Raw genomic sequence first — 22364 nt, forward strand, 5'->3', positions numbered from 1 at the left:
GCGCCGCGGCGGGCCACCACCCGCCGTGGGTTCTCCGTGCGACGGACAGCGCTCCCGACCGGATGCGCCCTTCACCGGCCGCCTCGCGGCCGACCGCCGTACCAGCCCGACGCCCCCTCCGCGCGGATCACCGATCCCGGCGGGATTAGGCTCACCTGTGTGAGTACGTGTGCGAGCGCCTCGAGGGAGCTGGCCGAACCACTGGCGGGCACCTCTGCCACCGCCCGGACCTGGCTCCTGATCGAACAGCCCGGCCCCTGGGGCGCCAAGGCCCTCACCTCCAGCCACCTCGACCCGCAACTCGGACGTGCCCTGGAGCGAGCCGCCAAGGGCACGGGCGTTCGCATCGCGCTGATCCGGCGGCCCGGACGGCACGCGGACCGCCACAGCCCCACCCGGCGCAGGGTCTACGCCGCGCACACACTCCCCGGCCGCTCCTGGATCCGTACGACCGAGCTGACCGTCGGCGACGCGGGCAGCGGGCCCGAGGAGCTCCTCGCCCTCGACTTCGCCGGACTGGGCGCCGGACGGCACGAGGGGCTGTGGCAGGCGTACGACGGTGCGCCGCTCGCCTTCGTCTGCACGAACGGCAAGCGTGACCGCTGCTGCGCGCTGCTCGGCCGCCCGCTCGCGGCCGAGCTGGCGGCCGACTGGGGCCAGAGCATCTGGGAAGTCACCCACATGGGCGGACACCGTTTCGCTCCCACGCTCTTCCTCCTCCCCTACGGCTATGCGTACGGCCGTGCCACCGCCCACGCCGTCAAGGGCGCCCTCGAAGCGGTGCGCGACGGCCGGATCGTCACCGCGGGCTCCCGCAGCCGCTCGGCCTGGGACCGGCCGGGCCAGGCGGCCGAGCTCGCAGTCCGCGAGCTGACCGGCGAAGAGCAGGAGGACGCGCTGGACGTCGTGGGGACCGACGTACGGCCGCCGTCCGCCGTACGGACCGAGGCGCCGCCCCCGGTGACGGGCACGGGGACCCATGTGACGGCTGAGGCCGCGGCTCCCCGCTGGACCGTGACCCTCACCCATACCGACGGCCGCAGCTGGCACGTCGAGGTCGCCGAGGAGACGGCGGAACCACCGCGTCCGGAGAGCTGCGGCGCCACCGCGGGCACCCCGGCGCGGATGGCGGTCCTGGCCGTACAGGAAGTGGCCGGCAGTGCGTTCTGACATATCCCTGGTGCGCCGGTTCCGCTCCCGCTACAACGTCGGGTGTGCTCACGCCGGGCCGGCGAGCGCGTCCGTACCGCACCGGCCGGAGCGCAACGCGATCCAGGTCACCGCGCGGGCCCCTTACCCTTCGTCCGTATGACCGAATCGGAAGAGGGAGCTCCGCTCCGGAGCGGTGAGCGACGGGACGGAGGCAGACGGATGCGCATCGGGTGGCCGCGCCGTGTCTTCTCCCAGGTGCTGCTCATGCAGCTCGCCATCGCCGCCGGGGTCACCGCGCTCGCCACCGGCCTCTTCCTCGCGCCTCTCAGCGCCCAGCTCGACGACCAGGCGATGCGCCGCGCCCTCGCCATCGCACAGACCACCGCTGCTCGTCCCGGCCTCGCGGAGACGCTCGGGTCGACGGAGCCCGTCCCGCAGGGCCCCGTCCAGGCGGAGGCGGAACGCATCCGCCGGTCCACCGGCGCCGAGTATGTGGTGATCATGGACGACCGCGGAGTGCGCTGGTCGCACACCTCACCGGGCCGGATCGGCCGCCATGTCTCGACGGACCCCAGCGAGGCGCTCGCCGGCCATGAGGTCATGCAGATCGACAACGGCACTCTGGGACGGTCGGCCCGCGGCAAGGTACCGCTGCGCGATCACACGGGAGAGATCGTGGGTGCCGTCTCGGTCGGCATCGCATACGAGAGCGTGCGCGACCGGCTCGTCTCGATCGTGCCCGGTCTGCTGGTCCATGCGGGGGGTGCGCTCGCCGTCGGCGCGCTCGCCTCGTACGTGGTCTCCCGCCGGCTTCAGCGCCGCACGCACGACCTGGCCTTCTCCGACATCTCCGCGCTGCTGGCCGAACGCGAGGCGATGCTGCACGGCATTCGCGAGGGCGTGGTGGCCCTGGACGACCGCGGGAGGATCCGGCTGATGAACGACGAGGCGCAGCGGCTGCTGGGGCTCGGCCCCCAGCACACCGGGCGGCCGCTGGACGAGGCGCTGGGCCCCGGCCGGACCACCGACGTCCTCGCCGGGCGGGTGACCGGCGACGATCTGCTGACCGTCAGGGCCAACCGCGTACTCGTCGCGAACCGGATGCCGACCGATGACGGCGGAGCCGTGGCCACTCTGCGTGATCGCACCGAACTCGAGCGGCTCGGGCGCGAACTCGACGGCACCCGTGGGCTGATCGACGCGCTGCGCGCCCAGGACCATGAGCACGCCAACCGGATGCACACCCTGCTCGGGCTGCTCGAACTCGGGCTGCACGAGGAGGCGGTGGAGTTCGTCACCGAGGTCGTCGGGGTGCACCGGGCGACGGCGGAGCAGGTCGCCGAACAGGTGCGGGACCCGATGCTGGCCGCCCTGCTGGTGGGCAAGGCGACGGTGGCGGCGGAGCGCGGGGTTCCGCTGACGATCGGCGCTGACACCCTGCTGCCGGACCGTGTGGTGGACCCCCGGGGCCTGGTGACCGTGCTGGGGAACCTCGTGGACAACGCCCTGGACGCCACCGCGGGGACTGCCCAGCCACGGGTCGAGGTCGAGCTGCGGGCAGAGGGCCGTACGGCGGTGCTGCGCGTCAGTGACTCGGGCCCCGGCATCGCGCCGGAACACCGCGAGCTGATCTTCACCGAGGGCTGGTCCACCAAGGAGCCGCCCCGGCACGGACAGCGGGGCATCGGGCTTGCGCTGGTACGACGGCTGGCCGAGCGTCAGGGCGGCAGTGCGCGCGTGGAGGCCCGGGAGGGGGGAGGCGCCGAGTTCACGGTCGTCCTGCCCGAAGCCCTGGCGCATGAGCTGGACGAGGCCGCGGCGGTGAGGGGAGACACGCGATGATCGACGTACTGGTGGTGGACGACGACATGCGGGTCGCGGAGATCAACGCCGCGTATGTGACCAAGGTCGCCGGCTTCCGGGTCGCGGGCACGGCACATACCGCCGGCGAGGCACTGGCGTTCCTCCGCCGGCACGAGGTCGATCTGGTGCTGCTGGACCACTATCTGCCGGACGAGACCGGGCTGGCGCTCGTGCGGCAGCTGCGCCAGCTCGGCCGCCATACCGACGTGATCATGGTGACGGCGGCACGCGACATCGCCACGGTGCGGGACGCCATGCGTCATGGCGCCCTGCAGTACCTGGTGAAGCCCTTCACCTTCGCCGGGCTGCGCGCCAAACTCGACGGCTATGCGGCGCTGCGCCGCGCCCTCGCGGACGGCGGCGACGCCGGACAGGACCAGGTCGACCGGATCTTCGGCGCCCTCGGCGGAGCCTCCACCGGCCCCGCGGAGCTGCCCAAGGGCCACTCCGCGCTGACGGCCGATCTCGTGCGGGAGGTCCTGCGGGGCGCGGAGGGCCCCCTTTCGGCGCAGGAGGTCGCGGATCGGTCGGGACTCAGCAGACAGACCGCGCAGCGCTATCTGAAGCTGCTGGAGCGGGCCGGGCGGGTGCGGATGAGCCTCAAGTACGGCGAGACCGGCCGTCCCGAGCACCGCTACGCATGGAACCGGGCTTGAGCCCCCTACCGGACCTCATCGATGCACCCGCTACGCCTGTGGCCTGCGCTGAACATCGTCGTCGTACGTCCCTGAGGCCAGCGAGCAGCACTACCGGTGGACCGGGCTATCCCGGCCCCGAGGACCGCCCGGCCGGGCCTACGCGGCGCCCGCACCGGTGAGAGCCCGTACCTCCGTCTCCGCATGCTTCGCGGGCTCGGGAGTCTCGACCGAGGTGACCGTGCCCACCCAGCCCGCCAGGAAGCCGAGCGGTACGGAGACCAGGCCGGGGTTCTGCAGCGGGAAGAGCTGGAAGTCCGCACCCGGGAAGATCGATTCAGGGCTGCCGGAGACCACCGGGGAGAGCAGGACGAGCACGACCGCGGGCACCAGCCCGCCGTAGACCGCCCACACCGCGCCCCGGGTGGTGAAGCGGCTCCAGAAGAGGGCGTAGAGCAGCGCCGGGAGGTTGGCGGAGGCCGCGACGGCGAAGGCCAGACCGACCAGGAACGCCACGTTCAGGTCCTGGGCCAGCAGACCGAGGGCGATCGCCACCGCACCGATACCCACGGCGGCGGCCCGCGCCACCGCCACCTCGCTCCGCTCACCGCGCCGCTTCGCCCGGTGGCGGCGCAGCGACGCGTACAGGTCGTGAGCGACGGAGGCGGACGAGGCGAGGGTGATACCGGCGACCACGGCCAGAATGGTCGCGAATGCGACAGCCGCGACCACGGCGAAGAGCACCGTACCGCCCGTGGATCCCTCCCCACCGCCGAGATCCAGGGCGAGCAGCGGAATGGCGGTGTTCCCGGCCGGGTTGGAGGCGCGCACCGCGTCGGTACCGACAACCGCTGCCGCACCGAAGCCGAGCACGATCGTCATCAGATAGAAGCCGCCGATCAGCCCGATGGACCAGATGACGGAACGGCGGGCGGCACGGGCGGTCGGTACGGTGTAGAAGCGCGAGAGGATGTGCGGCAGCCCCGCGGTGCCCAGGACGAGCGCGAGACCGAGGCTGATGAAGTCCAGCCGGGCGGTCCAGTCGCCGCCGTACTTCAGGCCCGGTACGAGGAAGTCCCCGCCGTGGCCGCTGCGTTCCGCGGCGGTGGTGAGCAGGACTCCCAGATCGCCGTGAAAGCGCACCAGCACGAAGACGGTGAGCGCGATGGTCCCACCCATCAGCAGCACGGCCTTGACGATCTGGATCCAGGTGGTGGCCCGCATGCCGCCGAAGGCGACATAAACGACCATCAGGGCGCCGACGCCGACCACCGTCCAGGTGCTGGGGTCCCCGAACGCCGAATGCCCGGGAGCATGCCGGCCCGAGCCGCCGAGCAGCAGCGCGACCAGGCTGCCCGCACCGACCATCTGGGCGACGAGATAGAGGACGGAGACGGTGACCGAAGAGGTGCCCAGGGCGATCCGCACGGGACGCTCCCGCATCCGGGCGGCCACGACATCGGCGAGGGTGAAGCGCCCGCAGTTACGGACGAGTTCGGCGACGAGGAGCAGAACCACGAGCCAGGCAACGAGAAAGCCCACGGAGTAGAGCATTCCGTCATACCCGAAGAGCGCGATCAGCCCGGAGATGCCGAGGAAGGAGGCGGCGGACATGTAGTCGCCCGCGATGGCGAATCCGTTCTCCATGGGCGAGAAGAGCCGTCCACCGGTGTAGAACTCCACCTCGGAGCCCTGGCGTTTACGGCTCACCCAGGTGGTGATCGCCAGTGTCGCGGCGACGAAGACACTGAACAGCACGAGCGCCAAGGCCTGGTGCTCCGTCGTCAGGGTCTGGGCCGTGAAGGCGTGGGGCATCAGCGGCTGGGCCGGCACGTCGGGTGCCGTCGTCATCATCCGGGTCGTCATGCCCTCGCCGGTCAACTCTCCCGCCCCCGCGTGGATTCCTGCTGTCTGTTCTGTTCGAAGACGATCCAGCGAAGGTCCAGCGCCAGCCGGTCCCGGCGGAGCCGCGCATGGCGGGCATAGGCGTAGGTCAGCAGGAACGTTGTGGCGAACTGGGCGAGCCCCGCCAGCATCGCGACGTTCAGCGACCCGGCCACCGGCCGGGCCATCAGACCGGGAGCGGCGATGGCCGCGACCACATAGGCGAAGTACCAGGTGAGGAAGGCGATACAGGCGGGGAGTACGAAGCGGCGGTAGCGGCTGCGCACTTCCTGGAACGCCGCGCTGCGCTGCACCTCGAGATAGACATCGGCGGCGTCCGGCCCGGCCGCAGCACGCTGGGCCGCCTCGTCCCCGTACTCCTCCGGCTCGGTCATCGGTGGCGGCGTCGCCGCAGCAACCTGCCCCTCCGGCTCCGCGCTCCCGTCGGCGGACTCGCCCCAGCCCGAGGCGATCACGTCGTACCAGGGATCGTCCAGCCGGATGGATCCGGCTTCCCGCCCGTCGTGCTTCTCCACCCGAAGTCTCCTTGTTCCGCAGCCCCGTTGGCCACGCATCACAAGGATGGACAGAGCGGGAAGATCCGGGCTGCACAATCCCGGACCTTCACACCATCAGGTGACGGATGCCCCCGGCGCCCGGCCGCGGGCATCCGAGACCGTCTCCGCAGGCAGCAGGCCATGGCTCAGGAGCCCGGAGAACGCCGGGGCGGGACCTCGCCCCGCTGCGGAGCGTCCGGGCCCGTCCGGGCGGACCGAGCCCGGACGGGACCTCGCTGCACTGCGGAGCCGACCGGACGGATCCTGCCTCAAGGGCCCCCGCCCTCGCCTGGCAGGGCTCCAGCGCTTCTGCGCTGCCGGGACGACGGCCCGGTCTCAGGTGTCGATCCGCGACCGGTCCAGGGTCGCCGCGGAGCTGGTGATGAACTCCTTCCGCGGGGCGACCTCGTTGCCCATCAGCAGGTCGAAGATCTGCTCGGACGACTCCAGATCACCGATGTTGATCCGGCGCAGGGTCCGGTGCCGCGGATCCATGGTGGTCTCCGCCAGCTGGTCCGCGTCCATCTCGCCGAGACCCTTGTACCGCTGGATCGAGTCCTTGAACTTGATCCCCTTGCGCTGGAACTCCAGCAGCGTGGAGCGCAGTTCGTTGTCCGAGTACGTGTAGACGTACTTCTCCTGCCCCTTCTTCGGATGCGTCAGCTCGACCCGGTGCAGCGGGGGCACGGCCGCGAAGACTCGCCCCGCCTCCACCATCGGCCTCATGTAGCGCTGGAAGAGGGTCAGCAGCAGACAGCGGATGTGGGCGCCGTCCACATCGGCGTCGACCAGCAGCACGATCTTGCCGTAGCGCGCCTGGTCGATGTCGAAGGTACGGCCGGATCCGGCTCCTATGACCTGGATGATCGCTCCGCACTCGGCGTTCTTGAGCATGTCCGAGATCGACGACTTCTGGACGTTGAGGATCTTCCCCCGGATCGGCAGCAGCGCCTGGAACTCGGAGTCCCGGGCGAGCTTGGCGGTACCGAGCGCCGAGTCCCCCTCCACGATGAACAGCTCGCTGCGGTCCACGTCGTCGCTGCGGCAGTCCGCCAGCTTCGCCGGCAGGGAGGAGGACTCCAGAGCCGTCTTCCTCCGCTGCGCCTCCTTGTGCTGCCGCGCCGCGATCCGCGTACGGGCCGCCGCGACGATCTTGTCCAGCACCGACCGGGCCTGCTGCTTGCTGTCACGCTTGGTCGAGGTCAGGAAGGCCTTGAGCTCTTTGGCCACAACCGCCGAGACGATCCGGGACGCCGCGGAGGTACCGAGCACCTCCTTGGTCTGCCCCTCGAACTGGGGCTCGGCCAGCCGCACCGTGACGACCGCCGTGAGCCCCTCCATCGCGTCGTCCTTGACGACATCGTCCTCGGCGACGCGCAACAGCTTGCCGGCGCGCAGCACCTCGTTCACGGTCCGGGTGACGGAGCGTTCGAAGCCGGCGACGTGAGTGCCGCCCTTGGGTGTCGCGATGATGTTCACGAACGACTTGACCGTGGTGTCGTAGCCCGTGCCCCAGCGCAGCGCGACATCGACCCCGAGCTCGCGCGTGACCTCCGTCGGCGTCATATGCCCGCGGTCGTCCAGGACCGGCACCGTTTCCTTGAAGGTGCCGGTCCCGCTGAGCCGGAGCACGTCGCACACGGCCTTGTCCTGCGCGAGGTACTCGCAGAACTCACTGATCCCGCCGTCGTAGCGGAAGGTCTCCTCGCTCGGCCGTTCGGAGCCCTCCGGCCCGCCGAGGGCCCGCTCGTCCCGTACGACGAGGGTCAGCCCCGGCACCAGGAAGGCCGTCTGCCGGGCACGGGCGTGCAGCGTCTCCAGGGAGAGCTTGGCGTCCTTGAGGAAGATCTGGCGGTCCCCCCAGTAGCGGACGCGCGTGCCGGTGCGGCTCTTCGTGACCTTCTTGGTCTTGAGGAGGCCGTTGGACGGGTCGAACGGCGCCTCCGGGCCCGACTCGGTGAAGATGCCCGGGACACCGCGGCGGAAGCTGATGGAGTGCGTGTGGCCGCCGCGGTCGACCTCGACGTCGAGCCGCGAGGAGAGGGCGTTGACGACGGAGGCGCCGACACCGTGCAGACCACCGGAGGCCGCGTACGAACCGCCGCCGAACTTTCCGCCGGCATGCAGCTTGGTCATCACCACTTCCACGCCCGAGAGGCCGGTCTTCGGCTCCACGTCGACCGGAATGCCGCGGCCGTTGTCCCGGACCTCGACCGAGCCGTCGTCGTGGAGAATCACCTCGATACGGTCGCAGTGGCCGCCGAGCGCCTCGTCGACGGAGTTGTCGATGATCTCCCAGAGGCAGTGCATCAGGCCACGGCTGTCGGTGGAGCCGATGTACATACCGGGCCGCTTGCGCACCGCCTCCAGTCCCTCCAGGACGAGCAGGTGCCGCGCTGTGTAGTTGGAACCGTCTCGGTCTGCTCCCGTCAGCAGCGCAGTGGACGGCACGGACGTCTCGGCGGTCACGCGGTTCGCTCCTCGCTGAATTTCTGGTTGGTCCGCTTCCGGACTCAATGGTGGCTGGGTCGCCCGTCAGAGGGTACCGAGGCCTGATAGAGCGCCTGTGCCGCCACCCAAGAGAAACTCCATGGTAGTCGATTTTCGCTCGTATGTTCGATACCTCAATCGGGTGACGCGTACATCACGTTCCCTTCCAGGCATGAACCATTTAGGCTCCGGGCACGTCCTCATGAACAAGCCGGCAAGCCAGCCGGAAGGACAGACCAAGACCAGCGCGATGAATGCGTAACCGATGCAATACGGCTCATTCGCCGCCAACCGGCAGCATCCGATCGACTCGGAAGGAAGTTTCGAGGAAAAGGCACGAGCGGGAACGTTTTCGGCCTGGTTGGATGTTGACCCTGGTACGACAGCTCGTCGAGCTAGAGAAGAGGCGACGTGACTACTGTTCTGACACCCGCGAGCCCGCTGACGGCCGCTGACCGCTGCGACCGTTGCGGCGCCCAGGCCTACCTGCGCGTCGTCCTGATGAGCGGCGGTGAACTGCTCTTCTGCGCCCACCATGGACGTAAGTTCGAGCCAGAACTCAAGAAGATCGCCGCGGAAATACAGGACGAGACGGAGCGCCTCACCGCCGCTCCGGCGTCTGCGCCACAAGAGGAACGCTGACACCTCGCACACCGACGAGCCAGTGCCGGCCCAGGGCCGGTCGGCGGGCGGTCGCCCCTCACACACTGGGGCGACCGCCTGTTTCTCGTTCTCTGCCCTCCGCCCCTGTGTCTCTCAGTGTGGAATCGACCACTGTGCGTCACGCGATCCATGACCATGACCACGACGGGACATGGCGGTCATGACTGAGCGGCCACCAGCCCGGCCACTGCCGAGACTCTGGTGTAGACGCCCGGCTGGCCCGCCTCCCCGCATCCACTGCCCCACGAGACCAGGCCGATCAGTCGCCCCTCGGCCATCAGAGGCCCTCCGCTGTCTCCCTGGCAGGCGTCGCGGCCACCGCCGGGCTCCCCGGCGCACACCATGGAGTCCGCCTCGTAGCGGCCGTCCAGGGTGCCTGGATAGGCCCTCTGGCAGACCGCGTCATCGAGCACCTGCACGGTCGCCGCGTGCAGTGTCGACGCGTACGTGCCCCGCCCCGTGGTGTCCCCCCAGCCGTACACCGTAGCCGCCGTGCCCGGGCTGTACGCGCTGTCACCGCTCAGTGCCATGGGGGCGACATGGCTCTCGGGGAGCGCCTCGGCCAGGGTCAGCACCGCGACGTCGCCGGCGTTCGTCACGGCGTTGTAGTCCGGGTTGACCCACACCCCGCCCACAGCGATCTCTCTGCCCTCGGCGCCCCGCAGATTGTCGCGCCCGGCGATCACCCGAAGATCATGCACAGCGCTCCGGTCCGTCCCCAGCACTTCCCGGCTCATGCAGTGAGCCGCGGTGAGAACCTTCGTCCGTCCGATGGCGACCGCGCCACAGAACTGGCCGGACCTGCCGGAGCCGAACCGGTCGCGACTGGCCAGCGCCACGGCCCAGGGGCTCTGGGCAACCGCCACCGTCCGTCCCCCTATGATCACGCTGTCCGCGACGGCGGGAGTGGGCACCGCCAGAGGCAGCGCCACAGCGGCGGACGAGGCCAGCGCCAGCGCGCCGACCAGCACTCGGGAGATGGGACGCATACTCACTCCTGACTCTGTGGTGCCCTCGTGCACACCCAGAGTGACCCAAGAGGGCGGTCGACGCACCAGGACTGACACGCCCGAACAGCAATCGGCCCGGAACCCACGAAGGGTTCCGGGCCGAGAGGCGGCTCGTGACGCGCCGATCAGTCGAGGTAGTCGCGCAGCACCTGGGAGCGGGACGGGTGCCGGAGCTTGGACATCGTCTTGGACTCGATCTGACGGATGCGCTCACGCGTCACGCCGTAGACCTTGCCGATCTCGTCCAGCGTCTTGGGCTGGCCGTCCGTGAGGCCGAAGCGCATGGACACCACGCCCGCCTCGCGCTCACTGAGCGTGTCGAGGACCGAGTGCAGCTGTTCCTGCAGAAGGGTGAAGCTGACCGCGTCGGCGGGAACGACGGCCTCGGAGTCCTCGATCAGGTCACCGAACTCGCTGTCGCCGTCCTCACCCAGCGGGGTGTGCAGCGAGATCGGCTCGCGGCCGTACTTCTGGACCTCGATGACCTTCTCGGGGGTCATGTCGAGCTCCTTGGCCAGCTCCTCAGGGGTGGGCTCACGGCCCAGGTCCTGGAGCATCTGGCGCTGCACTCGCGCGAGCTTGTTGATGACCTCGACCATGTGCACCGGGATACGAATGGTGCGGGCCTGGTCGGCCATCGCCCGGGTGATCGCCTGGCGGATCCACCAGGTGGCGTACGTGGAGAACTTGTAGCCCTTGGTGTAATCGAACTTCTCGACCGCACGGATGAGACCGAGGTTGCCCTCCTGGATCAGGTCCAGGAAGAGCATGCCGCGGCCCGTGTAGCGCTTGGCCAGGGAGACCACGAGACGGAGGTTCGCCTCGAGCAGGTGGTTCTTGGCGCGGCGGCCGTCCTCAGCGATGATCTCCAGCTCGCGCTTGAGCTTCGGTGCCAGCTTGTCGGAGTTCGACAGCTTGTCCTCGGCGAACAGTCCGGCCTCGATGCGCTTGGCGAGCTCCACCTCCTGCTCGGCGTTGAGCAGCGGGACCTTGCCGATCTGCTTGAGGTAGTCCTTCACGGGGTCGGCGGTGGCGCCGGCCGCGGCGACCTGCTGCGCCGGAGCGTCGTCCTCGTCCTCGTCGGAGAGCACGAAGCCCTGGCTCTCGGGCTCGGCCTCGCCGCCCTCGGCACCGGCCTTGCCGGGCGCGGGGGCTTCATCGATGCCCTCGTCGGCGTCGAGGAGCTCGTCGGCGTCCTTCTTTCCGGCGGTCTTCTTGGCCACGGTCTTCTTGGCGGCGGTCTTCTTCGCGACCGTCTTCTTGGCGGCGGTCTTCTTCGCGACCGTCTTCTTGGCGGGCGCCGCCGTCTCGTCGGCGATACCGGCCTCGGCTTCGGCCTCGGCGGCCGGTTCAGCGGGGGCGGTGGTCTTCTTGGCCTGGGCCGTCTTGGCCGAGACGGCCTTGGTGGCGGTGCGCTTCGCCGGGCTCTTCGCTGCGACGCTCTTGCGGGTGCGCTTGGGCGCCTCTGCGGCACTGACCATCAGCGTCACACCCTCCTCGTCGAGGACCTGGTTGAGGCTGCGCAGAACATTCTTCCACTGGGTTGGCGGAATCTGGTCAGCCTCGAAGGCACGACGCACGTCATCGCCGGCGATCTGCCCCTCAGCCTTTCCCCGCTCGATGAGCGCCATGACAGACTCGGACTCGGCGATCTCCGGCGGGAGCGTACGGGATGTGCTGGCCGACACGAACAACCTCTCGGAACGATGGAAACGGCTTCCGACCCCGTCCACAGTGGACCGGAGCCGAAGACCGTCGGCGGGGATGGGCCGACGGCGCGGGCGGAACCGCAGAGCAACACAGCGTCGTGAACGACATCCGTATTCCCTCAGCGACTGTCACCTCTTAGGTCATCGCGCTTCCCTGAAGAGTGTTACGCCCGATCCGCGTGGCCCGAGTCACATCGCACAGCGGCTCCGAACCGACCACAAACAGGAGCAAAGCCGTGATTGCCGCACACATGGGCGTCGGCCCGCCACGCCCCCCGGTCGAGGCCGCCGGATCCCTCGCCGGGATCCGGCGGCACGCCGGCCGTTCCCGCGGTCAGTGCTCACGCGGCGCGGGCACAACGCGCTCCACCTCGAGGTGGACGGTGAGCAGCTGCCGCATCGCCGCTTCCGCCCCGGGAGCGTCTCCGGCACCGATGGCCTCGACGATGCGCGAGTGGTTTCCCACCGAGGTCTCGCTGGGGCGGTCACAGCCGGTGGCCGGCCCTCCGGAGACCTGGAGAGCGGAGGACACGATCCCCGAGAGGTGCTCCAGCATCCGGTTTCCCGCGAGCTGGAGCAGCAGGGCGTGGAACTCGGTGTCGGCGCGGGAGAAGGTGACGGTGTCCCCCTGGGCCAGGGAGTGGCTCATGATCTCGACCATGTCGGCGAGGCGCTGCTGTACGTCCTCCCGGCCGTGTCCGGCGGCGAGCCGGGCGGCGAGCGGCTCGATCGTCCAGCGCAGCTCGCACAGCTCCCGCCGCTGGTCTTCGCGCTGTGGACCGAACGCCCGCCACTCGATGATGTCCGGGTCGAGGAGATTCCAGTCGCTCACCGGCCGGACCCGGGTTCCGACATTGGGCCGGGCGCTGACCAGGCCCTTGGCTTCGAGGACACGGAGCGACTCCCGGACGACGGTCCGGGAGACCTCGAAGCGCTGGCCGATCTCCTCGGGTACGAGCGGGCGGTCGGCGCCGAGGTCGCCGGAGACGATCATTTGGCCCAGCTGCTGGACGAGTTGTCCGTGCAGCCCACGGCCGCGACTGCCGGCCGCCCGCCGGCCGACTCGTCCCATCTCCGTGTCGGCCCCGTCCCAGGAGGGACTGCCGGGGCGGTCGGTGCCCGGGGCTTCGCCGTAGGGGTAGCGGTCAAGCTCGCCCGGACCGGGGAGGCCGGAGTCGACGGGGCGAGCCGCGGTCATCATGGTGTGCGCAAGGGTACTCACGCATCCTTTGTCGGCGACGCTTCGTGCACCCTTGAGGTCTTTGGTGAAAAGCACACGAAAGGGTGATCGCCCATCACCTCATAATTGACGCCTAATCGGAAGCAAACGGACTGGCTCCGTTGGGGTGTGGGCAGTTCACACCGTGTGTACCGATGATCACGGCCACCAGCGGGTCTTGCCGCGCAAGACCACGATCAGGTAGGCGCAGAGCAGCGCGCAGAGTGACAACGCGAGGGCTTGGCCGACGGGTTGGGATCCGAGTCGGAACGCCCCGGAGACCCAGTGGTCGGCTCCGGTGGGCCACTGCATCAGCGAGCCGGATCTGAGGCGCCCGGGCAACCCGCCGAGTGAGCGCGCGGCGGGGCGTTCCAGCACAGTCCGCACGGCGGGCATGACGAGCACCGGCACCGACAGGACCGCGGCCAGCCCCATCGTTGTGGAACGGAAGAGTCCGGCCGCGAGGAGTCCGGCCCAGGCGCATCCCATGACGAGGTCCGCCCACCCCAGGGCCGCCACGGGCCAGTCGTGGGGCAGACCGATGACGTCTCCGCCGAAAATGAGCCGCAGCACCGCGACGTTGACGGCCACCGACACCATGCCCAGCACTGCGGCGACGACGGTGCAGACCACGAGTTTGGCGGTCAGCAGCCCGAGCCTCCGCGGAACCGGGCTGTGGCCGTGCGCGAGCACCGGATAGCGGAACTCCTGCCCGAACGCCAGAGCCCCCAGCAGTCCGGCTCCGAACGCCGCCGGTGGCAGCGGCAGTTGCGCCGGCCACCCGGCGAGCATCCGGGCGGTGGACACGTCGCCGGAGCGCGCCAAGGGCAGGGAAGCGAGGAGGGACGCCACGATGGTGACGCCCGCCACGAGCCAGCCGGTGCGTACGCCGGCGGCGCGACGCAGTTCGTAGCGCAAGGGCCAGGCCGGTCCGGGCGGTGGCGTCCGGGGAATCGCAGCGGCCGCTTCGGGCACGTCCGACCGGGTACCGGATACCTCCGGGCGGCCGTCGGCCCGGCGGAGGGCGGCGACGGGACCCATGTCACCGACCTCGTCCGCGAGCTGATGGACGAGGATGCCGTGCCGGAAGGCGGTCTCGCCCACTGCGGCACAAGTGCTGCCGTAGACGGAGAGACGGCTTCCGCCTTCCCGTACGACCTCCCTGACAGCGCCTTCGGCAGCACTCTCCTCGGTGAGGAGGGCGGCGAGCCGGGCGGCGTGCGGGGAGCGGACGGCAACACGCGGCCGCAGGCGTGTGCGAGCGAAGTCGGCCACGGGCTGGTCGGCGACGAGGCGACCCAGGTCCATGGTGACCACCTGGTCCCCGAGGCGCGCCGCCTCCTTGGGGTCGTCGGCGGCCACCAGGACGGTGCCGCCCTCGGCGGCGAAGTCGCGCAGCAGCTTGTGCAGCCAGAGCCTCTCGCGGGCCGAGAGCCCATGGGTGGGCTCGTCGAGTACGAGAGTGTGGGGATCGCCGATCAGAGCAGCCGCCAGGCCGAGCCTGCGATCCATGCCCAGCGAGAACGATCCGAGGCGCTGCTCGGCGAGACCGCTGAGGCCCACGACATCGAGCACTTCGTCCGCGCGCTCCGTGGGGACTCCGGCCGCGGCGGCGAGCATGCGCACATGGCTGACGGCCGTGCGTGCGGGATGGCCGGGTACGTCTCCCAGCATCACCCCGACCTCCCGGGAGGGATGCGGAATGTGGTGCAGGGGCCGGCCGCGGAAGAGGGCGACGCCGCGGCCGGGCTGGAGTTGGAGCATGAGCCGCAGAGCCGTCGTCTTGCCTGCGCCTGCAGCACCGAGCAGTACGGTGACGAGGCCCGGACGGGCATCGAAGGTCAGGTCGTCGACAGCGGGCGGGTCACTGCGTCGGGGGGCGCTGGTCAGTCCGATGGCCTGGATCATCGCTTCTCTCGCGGGACGGGAGACCGCTCGTCGGCAGGTGCGGCAGGTACCGGAGCAAGATAACGCGACATGTCCTATTTTCCATGCAGCACGCGGGGCATGACCGCCGACCGTGTGTCCCTTGGCGTCCCGGTGTGGGCCGACCGGGGCCTGATGTGGGCTCAGACCTCGGGGCGGAGCATGGGCGGGTTGAGGAGTGTCGCCCCGCCGGCGCGGAACAGCTGAGCGGGACGGCCGCCCTGACGGGTCGTCGTACCGCCGGTCGGCACGAGGAAGCCGGGTGTGCCGGTCACCTTGCGGTGAAAGTTCCGCGGATCGAGGGCGACGCCCCACACGGCTTCATAGACTCTGCGCAGCTCGCCGACGGTGAATTCCTGGGGGCAGAAGGCGGTGGCCAGAGAGGAGTACTCGATCTTGGAGCGCGCGCGCTCCACACCGTCCGCAAGGATTCTGGCGTGGTCGAAAGCGAGCGGAGCCACCTCCTCCCCCTCGCGGCCGAAGCCGCCCTCCCGGCCGAGCAGATCCTCCACCGGAGCCCACCGCGCGCTGTGCGCGTCACCGCCAGGGCGCGGGGCGGGCAGATCGGGGGCCAGCACCAGATGCGCCACGCTGACCACCCGCATCCGGGGATCGCGCTTGGGCTCGCCGTAGGTGGCGAGCTGTTCGAGATGGGCTCCGTTGACGGGCGCCGGGCCGGAGGGATCGTGCGCCAGGAGCCCGGTCTCTTCGGCGAGCTCCCGGGCCGCGGCCGTCGCGAGGTCCTCATCGGCCCGTACGAAGCCGCCCGGAAGCGCCCAACGTCCCTGGAACGGCGGCTCTCCGCGGCGCACGGCCAACGCACACAGCGCATGCCGACGCACGGTGAGCACGACCAGGTCGACGGTGACAGCGAAAGGCGGAAAAGCCGACGGGTCGTAGGGCGACATGCGGCGATCATAGTCGTCTGCCTGACGATAATCAGGACCTTCAACGGCCACTTCATCGGCCTCCCGCACCCGCCCGGAGTGCCGCGATCACTCCTCGGCCGCGGCCGTGCCCGACCAGCTGGTCCGCCACTGCTCCGGAGCGGAGAACGGCCGCTCCGAGGCGCTCGGCCCGGTGGCCCGGAGTGCTCTGGCGGGCCACAGCGCAAGGTGCGTCTGAGACACACAGCCCGCGCCCGGGCGTCCATCCGGCAGGCACGCCCGTGGGCCCATCCGGTGGACCGGGGCCGGGGGCATGCCGCGGGCACTCGGCGCCCATCACGGCGAAGCTCCCGGTACCCCGAGGTCCCCGAGCGGTGTCCTCATCCGCTGCTCCTTGCTCCGCGCTGTCCGGTGCGGCGGCGCGTCCCGCTGCGGTCCGCACGCCCGGAGGGCCTGGTCCGGCCCCGAGGACCGCCATCCGGTGCTTGCTTGGGCACCCGCTTCGACCGCCCGTCGGCCCGGGCCACCCGCTCCTCGCGGAGACAACGGCGGAGCAGTTCCGGATCCAGACCTTCGTTCGCTCCTTGGTGCAGCAGCTTGGCGAACAGGTAGTCGGGGTCGGCCCGCAGAGCCATCCCCAGCGCGACCCGGGCCGCAGGCTCGTCCCCGGTGGACCAGGCCACCCACCCGGCCAGAGTGAGCGGGGCCGCCGCATGGTCGGTATATGCCCCGACGCAGCGCCGGGCGATCGCCCTCCACACACGCACGGCCGCCGGCGCCTCCCGCCCCTCCATCCATTCCGCGGCCCGGTCACGCGTCGTCCGGTCCTGGAGCCCGAGAATGATCGCGGCAGCCTCCTCGTCGGTCACAAGGGCGTCGTCGCGGGAGTCGGCTTCATGATCGCTGCCGACCGGCGGCGTGTCCCCGAACCGGTCCAGGAGCCGCCGGACGAGTACGAGCGTCTCCTGGCCGACCGTCTCCCGCCCCACTCCCCCGAGGATCCTCGGGACCAGCTCGGCAGTGGCCGCGTCCGATGCCTCTTCCTGTGCCCGCGTGGCGGCCGATGTCAGCGGGGCGAGTCTGGCCTCCATCTCGCGGAGTGATCCGCGCACCTGGATCCCGGCATAGGTGGCGGCCGCCGCCATCACGGACGTGCCGGGCAGGGCCAGTGGGGTGCCCTCCACGGGACAACAGCGAGCGTCAGGGCAGCAGTACGACCAGAACCGGCCCCCCGAGATGCACAGCGCCTCGAGCACGGGCACGTCCAGCTCACCGCATGCCGTACGCAAGCACTGGGCCAGCGGCCGGAGCCGCTCCATCACCTCTTGCCCCTTCTCCCCGCCGGGCACAGGAGGGTCCTGGCACAGAAAAACGAGGATGGCCTCGGGCCGGCTGCCGCGCTTCTCGCACCCGGTCACCAGGCACTCCGCAAGCTGGTCGGCGACATCCGGCCACTCCTCCCGGCTGGTCGGGATACCGAGTCGGAGGCGGCCGCCGAATCGGCCGCGGTCGCCGTGCAGCGCGACCATGACGATGCTGTCGTCGGGGTGGAATCCAAGGAGATACGGCAGGGCGTCGGCGAGCTCCCCCGGGCTGCGCAGGGTGATCTGCTCTTCGGTGGACGGCTGGGACGGTTCGCTGTGCTGGGTCATGCCACGACGGTGCCGGTCAGCTGCCCGACGCCGCCACCCCTGTGGATAACTCTCGCTTCTTGTCGCACTAATGCTGTGGATGTCTTGTCCACAGGCCGCACCGTCGCGTTCGCGCGATGTCCGTGCCATCGGGTTGCATGGGGCCATGAGCAACGAAGACCTCCGGTCGTCGGCCGACGCCGTACTCGCCCGTCTCGTCGGGGACCCTCGCGGGAAAGCCACGCTCCGTGATGATCAGTGGCGGGCGATCGAAGCGCTGGTCGCGCACCACCGCCGGGCCCTGGTGGTGCAGCGCACCGGCTGGGGCAAGTCGGCGGTGTACTTCGTGGCCACTGCGCTGCTGCGGGAGCGCGGCAGCGGACCCACGGTGATCGTTTCACCGCTTCTCGCCCTCATGCGGAACCAGATCGAGGCGGCCGAGCGGGCGGGCATCCGCGCTCGCACCATCAACTCCGCCAACCCCGAGGAGTGGGGCGCGGTCCAGGCGGAAGTGACCGCCGGCGAGGTGGATGTGCTGCTGGTCAGTCCGGAGCGGTTGAACAACCCCGACTTCCGTGATCAGGTCCTGCCCAAACTCGCAGCGAGCACCGGACTGCTTGTGGTGGACGAGGCCCACTGCATTTCCGACTGGGGGCACGACTTCCGGCCGGACTACCGGCGGCTGCGCACGATGCTCGCGGACCTGCCCCCGGGTGTACCGGTCCTCGCCACGACCGCCACGGCCAATGCACGCGTCACCGCCGACGTCGCCGAACAGCTCGGCACCGGAGAGGGGACGTCCGAAGCCCTCGTCCTGCGCGGACCACTCGACCGCGAGAGCCTCAGCCTCGGCGTGCTCCCGCTGCCGGATGCCGCTCACCGGCTCGCCTGGCTCGCCGACCACCTCGGTGAGCTCCCGGGATCCGGAATCATCTACACCCTGACCGTGGCGGCAGCCGAGGAGGTGACGGCCTTCCTGCGGCAGCGCGGACACACCGTGGCCTCGTACTCCGGCAGGACCGAGGACGCCGACCGCCGGGCGGCGGAGGCGGATCTGCTCGCGAACCGCGTCAAGGCACTGGTCGCCACCTCGGCGCTGGGGATGGGCTTCGACAAGCCGGACCTGGGTTTCGTCGTCCACCTCGGTTCTCCCTCCTCCCCCATCGCCTACTACCAGCAGGTGGGGCGCGCCGGGCGTGGCGTAGAGCATGCCGAGGTGCTGCTGCTGCCCGGCCGCGAGGACGAGGCGATCTGGCGGTACTTCGCCTCGCTCGCCTTCCCGGCCGAGGAGCAGGTGCGCCGTACCCTCGATGTGCTCGCCGAAGCCGGGCGTCCGCTGTCCCTTCCGGCGCTCGAGCCGCAGGTCGATCTGCGGCGGTCGCGACTGGAGACCATGCTCAAAGTGCTCGACGTGGACGGTGCGGTGCGCCGGGTGCGCGGTGGTTGGACCGCCACGGGGCGGCCGTGGGCCTACGACGCCGAGCGCTATGCCTGGGTGGCCCGGCAGCGCGAGGCCGAGCAGCAGGCGATGCGCGATTACGCCGCGACGGACGCCTGCCGGATGGAGTTCCTGCGGCGGCAGCTGGACGACGACGCGGCGGTTCCCTGCGGTCGTTGTGACAACTGCGCGGGCGCCCGTTTCACCACCGAGGTCTCCACGGACTCTCTGGACGCGGCCCGGGGTGAGCTCGGCCGGCCGGGCGTCGAGGTGGAACCGCGTCGGATGTGGCCCACGGGGCTGGCGGCTGTCGGTGTGGAGCTCAAGGGCCGTATCCCCGCCACGGAGCAGGCCGCGCCCGGACGGGCTCTGGGACGGCTCTCCGACATCGGGTGGGGAAACCGGCTGCGGCCGATGCTCTCCCCGCAGGCCCAGGACGAGCCGGTACCCGACGATGTGGCCAACGCGGTGGTGACGGTTCTCGCCGACTGGGCGAAGGGACCGGGGGGTTGGGCCTCCGGTGCATCGGATGCCCCAGTCCGGCCCGTTGGAGTCGTCACCGTCGCGTCAAGGTCCCGTCCACAGCTGATCCGGACACTGGGAGAACGTATAGCGGCCGTCGGCAGGATGCCTCTGCTGGGTTCCGTCTCGTACGCGGACGCAGACGTGGACACCAGGGTGCCGCGTTCCAACAGCGCCCAGCGGCTACGGGCTCTGCACGGCGCTCTGACCGTGCCGCCCGAGCTGTCCGAGGCTCTGTCCGAGACTCCTGGTCCCGTCCTGCTGGTGGACGATCTGGCGGACACAGGCTGGACCCTTGCCGTTGCGGCGCGACTGCTGCGCCGGGCAGGCGCGGAGGAAGTGTTTCCGCTGGTCCTCGCCGTACAGGGGTGAGCCGGAGGAAGCCGGTGGGGAACATAGGCCGCGGACCGTCCGATACCGGTCCGCGTCGCCAACTGCTCATTGCCGCTTGCCCGGAGGACCGCAAGAATTGGCAGTGCTCCCCCGCACCCGGCCCGTCCACGGTTCGGTCGTGCGGTGCCGCGGGGCACCCCCTGACCGAACCCTGCCCGGTGTCGGCCGTGCAGACCAAAGGAGGACCGTGACCTCCGGCTTCGCTCGGCCTCCGGCCACTCCGTTCTCCACGGCCGCGGCCGCCGTATCCCGGCTGGGCCGAATGCTCGAGCCCGCGGAGTGGGCCGCTGCCGGAATCCCCTTGCTGCGCAGCCCGCGAGAGGTCGTCACGGGCTTGCACGACCTCCATCTGCCGGTGCCCATGAGCACCGTCGTCGCCGTCCTCGACACGGACGAAAGGGTGACCGCGAGCGCCTCCTTCGGCCATCACGCGACCGAAGCCGACGGCTGGGTGTTCCGTAACGCCCTGCTGGCACAGCTGCGCCGGATCATTCCGCACGATCTTCGACGTCGCGTACCCGTGCGCACAGCGGTGCTCCTCTCCTGCCGGGACGGAGACGGCGGCTGGACGGAGGAGGACGGCGCGTGGATGTGGGGACTGCGTGACGCCTGCACCCTGCACGGACTGCGCTGCGGCTCGTACATCACGCTGACGCAGGACGGCTGGCAGGTGCTCGGGGAGGGACGCGGCGGCCGGCACCCGCACGCGGTCCCCCGGTCCGAGGCGGACCGGGACGGAGACAGCCGACACGAAGAGGGCCGTGGAACCGCATCTTCGCCGACCCCGGGCACGCTTCCGACGGGCCAACGGAGTTGACGTCCCGCACGGCGGCACGCTGACGGCCTCCGTCGCGCCTCGGCCGGAAGCAGGCACCGGACGGCCCCATCGGCAGGACAGTCCGGCACCGTGGTCCGGCTCCAAGGACTCCCGGGTCGTCAGACCCCGGCGCCCATGAGCGAGTTGATCCGCTGCGGGTCCCCGCAGACGATCAGCAGCGCCCCGGCCTTGGCCGTGGCTGCTGGCAGCGCACGGGCGGTTGCGTCGTCCGTGCCTCCGTTGACCGCGACGACCACGACGGCACGGTTCGAGGCGCGGCCGACCGCGGCGGCGTCGACGTAGAAGACGTCATCGCGAGCGTCGTGCTGCGCCCAGTAGGAGGCCTCGCCGAACGACAACTCGTGCGCGGCCCACGGGTGCTGCTCACCTGTGGTCAGCACGAGGACATCGTGCGGTGCACGACCGGAGTCCAGCAGCAGGTCGACCGCTTCCTCGGCCGCGTCCAGCGCGCCCTCAGCGGAGGCGGGGATCAGTTGGATCTGCGGAGCCGGGGTGGCAGGCGCCGCATTCTTGGCGGTCTCACGCGGCCCGCGCTGCGTCGGCGGAGTGGCCGGGCCACGCTGCGGACCAGGGCGGCCGGGCCGCGACATCGCGGGACGGGGGCCGGGGCCAGGGACGGGACGGGGGGTCGACGCGGTGCGGCCGGGGGCCGGAGTTACGCGGGGACCCGGGACACTCTCGTGAATCTGAGGCTCCTCGGGGATGAGAGGCATGAGCTGATGTCTATCAAACGTTGGTGCGATACGCACCAGCGGGGGTGGTTGCGGGGCGGCCGCTCAGAAGTCGAAGCCGAGTTGCCCCCCGGATTCCAGGGACACGGTTTCCGTCACGATCCGCTCGCGCTTGAGATGCTGCCAGCGCGGCAGCGCATCCAGATAGGCCCAGGACATGCGGTGGTGCTCCGTGGGCCCCAGTTCCTCCAGAGCGGCGCGGTGCACGGGCGAGGGATAGCCCGCGTTGTCGACGAACTCGAAGTCGGGACAGCCCGCTCCCAGTTCGGCCATCATGGCGTCCCGGCGCACCTTGGCGATCACCGAGGCGGCGGCGACCGCGACGCACGACTGGTCGCCCTTGATGACCGTGCGGACCATCCAAGGCGCGCCCAGGTAGTTGTGCTTACCGTCCAGGATGACCGCGTCGGGGCGGAGGGGCAGCACCTCCAGTGCTCGCAGCGCGGCAAGCCTCAGCGCCGCCGTCATCCCCATCCGGTCGATTTCCTGCGGCGAGGCGTGGCCCAGGGCGTAGGAGGTGACCCACCCCTCCAGGACCCCGGCCAGCTCCGTGCGCCGCTTGGGTGTGAGCAGCTTGGAGTCCGTCAGCCCCTCGGGGGGCCGGCGAAGACCGGTGATGGCGGCGCACACGGTGACCGGACCGGCCCAGGCGCCGCGCCCGACCTCGTCGACCCCGGCGACGACCTTGGCACCGGTGGTGGCGCGGAGTGACCGCTCGACGCTGTGAGTAGGTGGTTCGTACGGCATGGCGCAGTCAGATTACGCCGCCGGAGCCGGAGCAGGGCAGGCGGGGATCAGCCGAAGTGCCGACGCAGG

At 70.6% G+C, this 22364-nt stretch carries 17 protein-coding genes; 6 read left to right on the forward strand and 11 right to left on the reverse strand.

Annotation, left to right across the window (positions count from 1 at the left end; all coding sequences use genetic code 11):
• The first annotated feature begins 159 nt into the window (after positions 1–159).
• The 3 genes from ACTWQE_RS12210 to ACTWQE_RS12220 all read left to right on the forward strand — a co-directional run bounded on the left by ACTWQE_RS12210 (position 160) and on the right by ACTWQE_RS12220 (position 3671).
• A complete protein-coding gene (locus ACTWQE_RS12210; RefSeq protein ID WP_443328912.1) occupies positions 160–1170 on the forward strand; it encodes a sucrase ferredoxin in 1011 nt (336 codons plus the stop codon).
• A 138-nt stretch (positions 1171–1308) separates the two neighbouring features.
• Positions 1309–2994, forward strand: coding sequence for an ATP-binding protein (locus tag ACTWQE_RS12215; protein ID WP_443328913.1), 1686 nt, complete (start codon positions 1309–1311; stop codon positions 2992–2994).
• The gene (locus tag ACTWQE_RS12220) at positions 2991–3671 is read left to right on the forward strand and encodes a response regulator (protein WP_443328914.1); all 681 of its coding nucleotides are present in this window, start codon (positions 2991–2993) and stop codon (positions 3669–3671) included. The genes ACTWQE_RS12215 and ACTWQE_RS12220 overlap by 4 nt, the downstream gene beginning before the upstream one ends.
• 138 nt (positions 3672–3809) lie before the next feature.
• Here the strand turns inward: ACTWQE_RS12220 and ACTWQE_RS12225 are convergent, their stop codons facing one another.
• From ACTWQE_RS12225 to ACTWQE_RS12235, 3 genes are all read right to left on the reverse strand, one after another.
• A complete protein-coding gene (locus ACTWQE_RS12225) occupies positions 3810–5438 on the reverse strand; it encodes a solute symporter family protein (protein WP_443328960.1) in 1629 nt (542 codons plus the stop codon).
• An 89-nt stretch (positions 5439–5527) separates the two neighbouring features.
• Positions 5528–6109, reverse strand: a complete 582-nt coding sequence (locus tag ACTWQE_RS12230; protein ID WP_443328915.1) for a DUF485 domain-containing protein — start codon at positions 6107–6109, stop codon at positions 5528–5530.
• 318 nt (positions 6110–6427) lie between these two features.
• Complete coding sequence (locus ACTWQE_RS12235) at positions 6428–8560, reverse strand: DNA gyrase/topoisomerase IV subunit B (protein WP_443328916.1); 2133 nt, start codon at positions 8558–8560, stop codon at positions 6428–6430.
• Between the two features lie 432 nt (positions 8561–8992).
• On the opposite strand from ACTWQE_RS12235, the gene ACTWQE_RS12240 reads away from it, so the two are divergent.
• Complete coding sequence (locus ACTWQE_RS12240) at positions 8993–9223, forward strand: DUF7455 domain-containing protein (RefSeq protein ID WP_443328917.1); 231 nt, start codon at positions 8993–8995, stop codon at positions 9221–9223.
• A 179-nt stretch (positions 9224–9402) separates the two neighbouring features.
• Here the strand turns inward: ACTWQE_RS12240 and ACTWQE_RS12245 are convergent, their stop codons facing one another.
• The 6 genes from ACTWQE_RS12245 to ACTWQE_RS12270 form a co-directional block, all read right to left on the reverse strand.
• The gene (locus tag ACTWQE_RS12245) at positions 9403–10233 is read right to left on the reverse strand and encodes a serine protease (RefSeq protein WP_443328918.1); all 831 of its coding nucleotides are present in this window, start codon (positions 10231–10233) and stop codon (positions 9403–9405) included.
• A 146-nt stretch (positions 10234–10379) separates the two neighbouring features.
• Positions 10380–11942, reverse strand: a complete 1563-nt coding sequence (locus ACTWQE_RS12250; protein ID WP_443328919.1) for an RNA polymerase sigma factor — start codon at positions 11940–11942, stop codon at positions 10380–10382.
• Positions 11943–12297: 355 nt separating this feature from the next.
• Positions 12298–13239 (reverse strand): FadR/GntR family transcriptional regulator, encoded by a 942-nt coding sequence (locus ACTWQE_RS12255; RefSeq protein ID WP_443328920.1) that lies wholly within the window; start codon positions 13237–13239, stop codon positions 12298–12300.
• Between the two features lie 102 nt (positions 13240–13341).
• Complete coding sequence (locus ACTWQE_RS12260) at positions 13342–15090, reverse strand: ABC transporter ATP-binding protein (protein WP_443328921.1); 1749 nt, start codon at positions 15088–15090, stop codon at positions 13342–13344.
• A 161-nt stretch (positions 15091–15251) separates the two neighbouring features.
• Positions 15252–16016: an NUDIX hydrolase gene (locus tag ACTWQE_RS12265; protein WP_443328922.1), complete on the reverse strand. Its 765-nt coding sequence runs from the start codon at positions 16014–16016 to the stop codon at positions 15252–15254.
• 359 nt (positions 16017–16375) lie between these two features.
• Positions 16376–17647, reverse strand: a complete 1272-nt coding sequence (locus ACTWQE_RS12270; RefSeq protein ID WP_443328923.1) for a DUF4192 domain-containing protein — start codon at positions 17645–17647, stop codon at positions 16376–16378.
• 145 nt (positions 17648–17792) lie between these two features.
• Here ACTWQE_RS12270 and ACTWQE_RS12275 point away from each other — a divergent pair, with 145 nt between their 5' ends.
• Positions 17793–19958 carry a DEAD/DEAH box helicase gene (locus tag ACTWQE_RS12275; protein WP_443328924.1) on the forward strand — a complete coding sequence of 722 codons (2166 nt, stop codon included), beginning with the start codon at positions 17793–17795 and terminating at the stop codon, positions 19956–19958.
• Positions 19959–20166: 208 nt separating this feature from the next.
• Positions 20167–20796 carry a hypothetical protein gene (locus tag ACTWQE_RS12280; protein ID WP_443328925.1) on the forward strand — a complete coding sequence of 210 codons (630 nt, stop codon included), beginning with the start codon at positions 20167–20169 and terminating at the stop codon, positions 20794–20796.
• Positions 20797–20915: 119 nt separating this feature from the next.
• On the opposite strand, the gene ACTWQE_RS12285 is transcribed toward ACTWQE_RS12280, so the two are convergent.
• Together ACTWQE_RS12285 and ACTWQE_RS12290 are read right to left on the reverse strand one after the other, a co-directional pair.
• The gene (locus ACTWQE_RS12285) at positions 20916–21530 is read right to left on the reverse strand and encodes a hypothetical protein (RefSeq protein ID WP_443328926.1); all 615 of its coding nucleotides are present in this window, start codon (positions 21528–21530) and stop codon (positions 20916–20918) included.
• Positions 21531–21593: 63 nt separating this feature from the next.
• Positions 21594–22295 (reverse strand): ribonuclease HII, encoded by a 702-nt coding sequence (locus tag ACTWQE_RS12290; RefSeq protein WP_443328927.1) that lies wholly within the window; start codon positions 22293–22295, stop codon positions 21594–21596.
• Positions 22296–22364: the final 69 nt, after the last annotated feature.

The organism is Streptomyces sp. 8N706 (assembly GCF_052245415.1).
GTDB lineage: Bacteria > Actinomycetota > Actinomycetes > Streptomycetales > Streptomycetaceae > Streptomyces.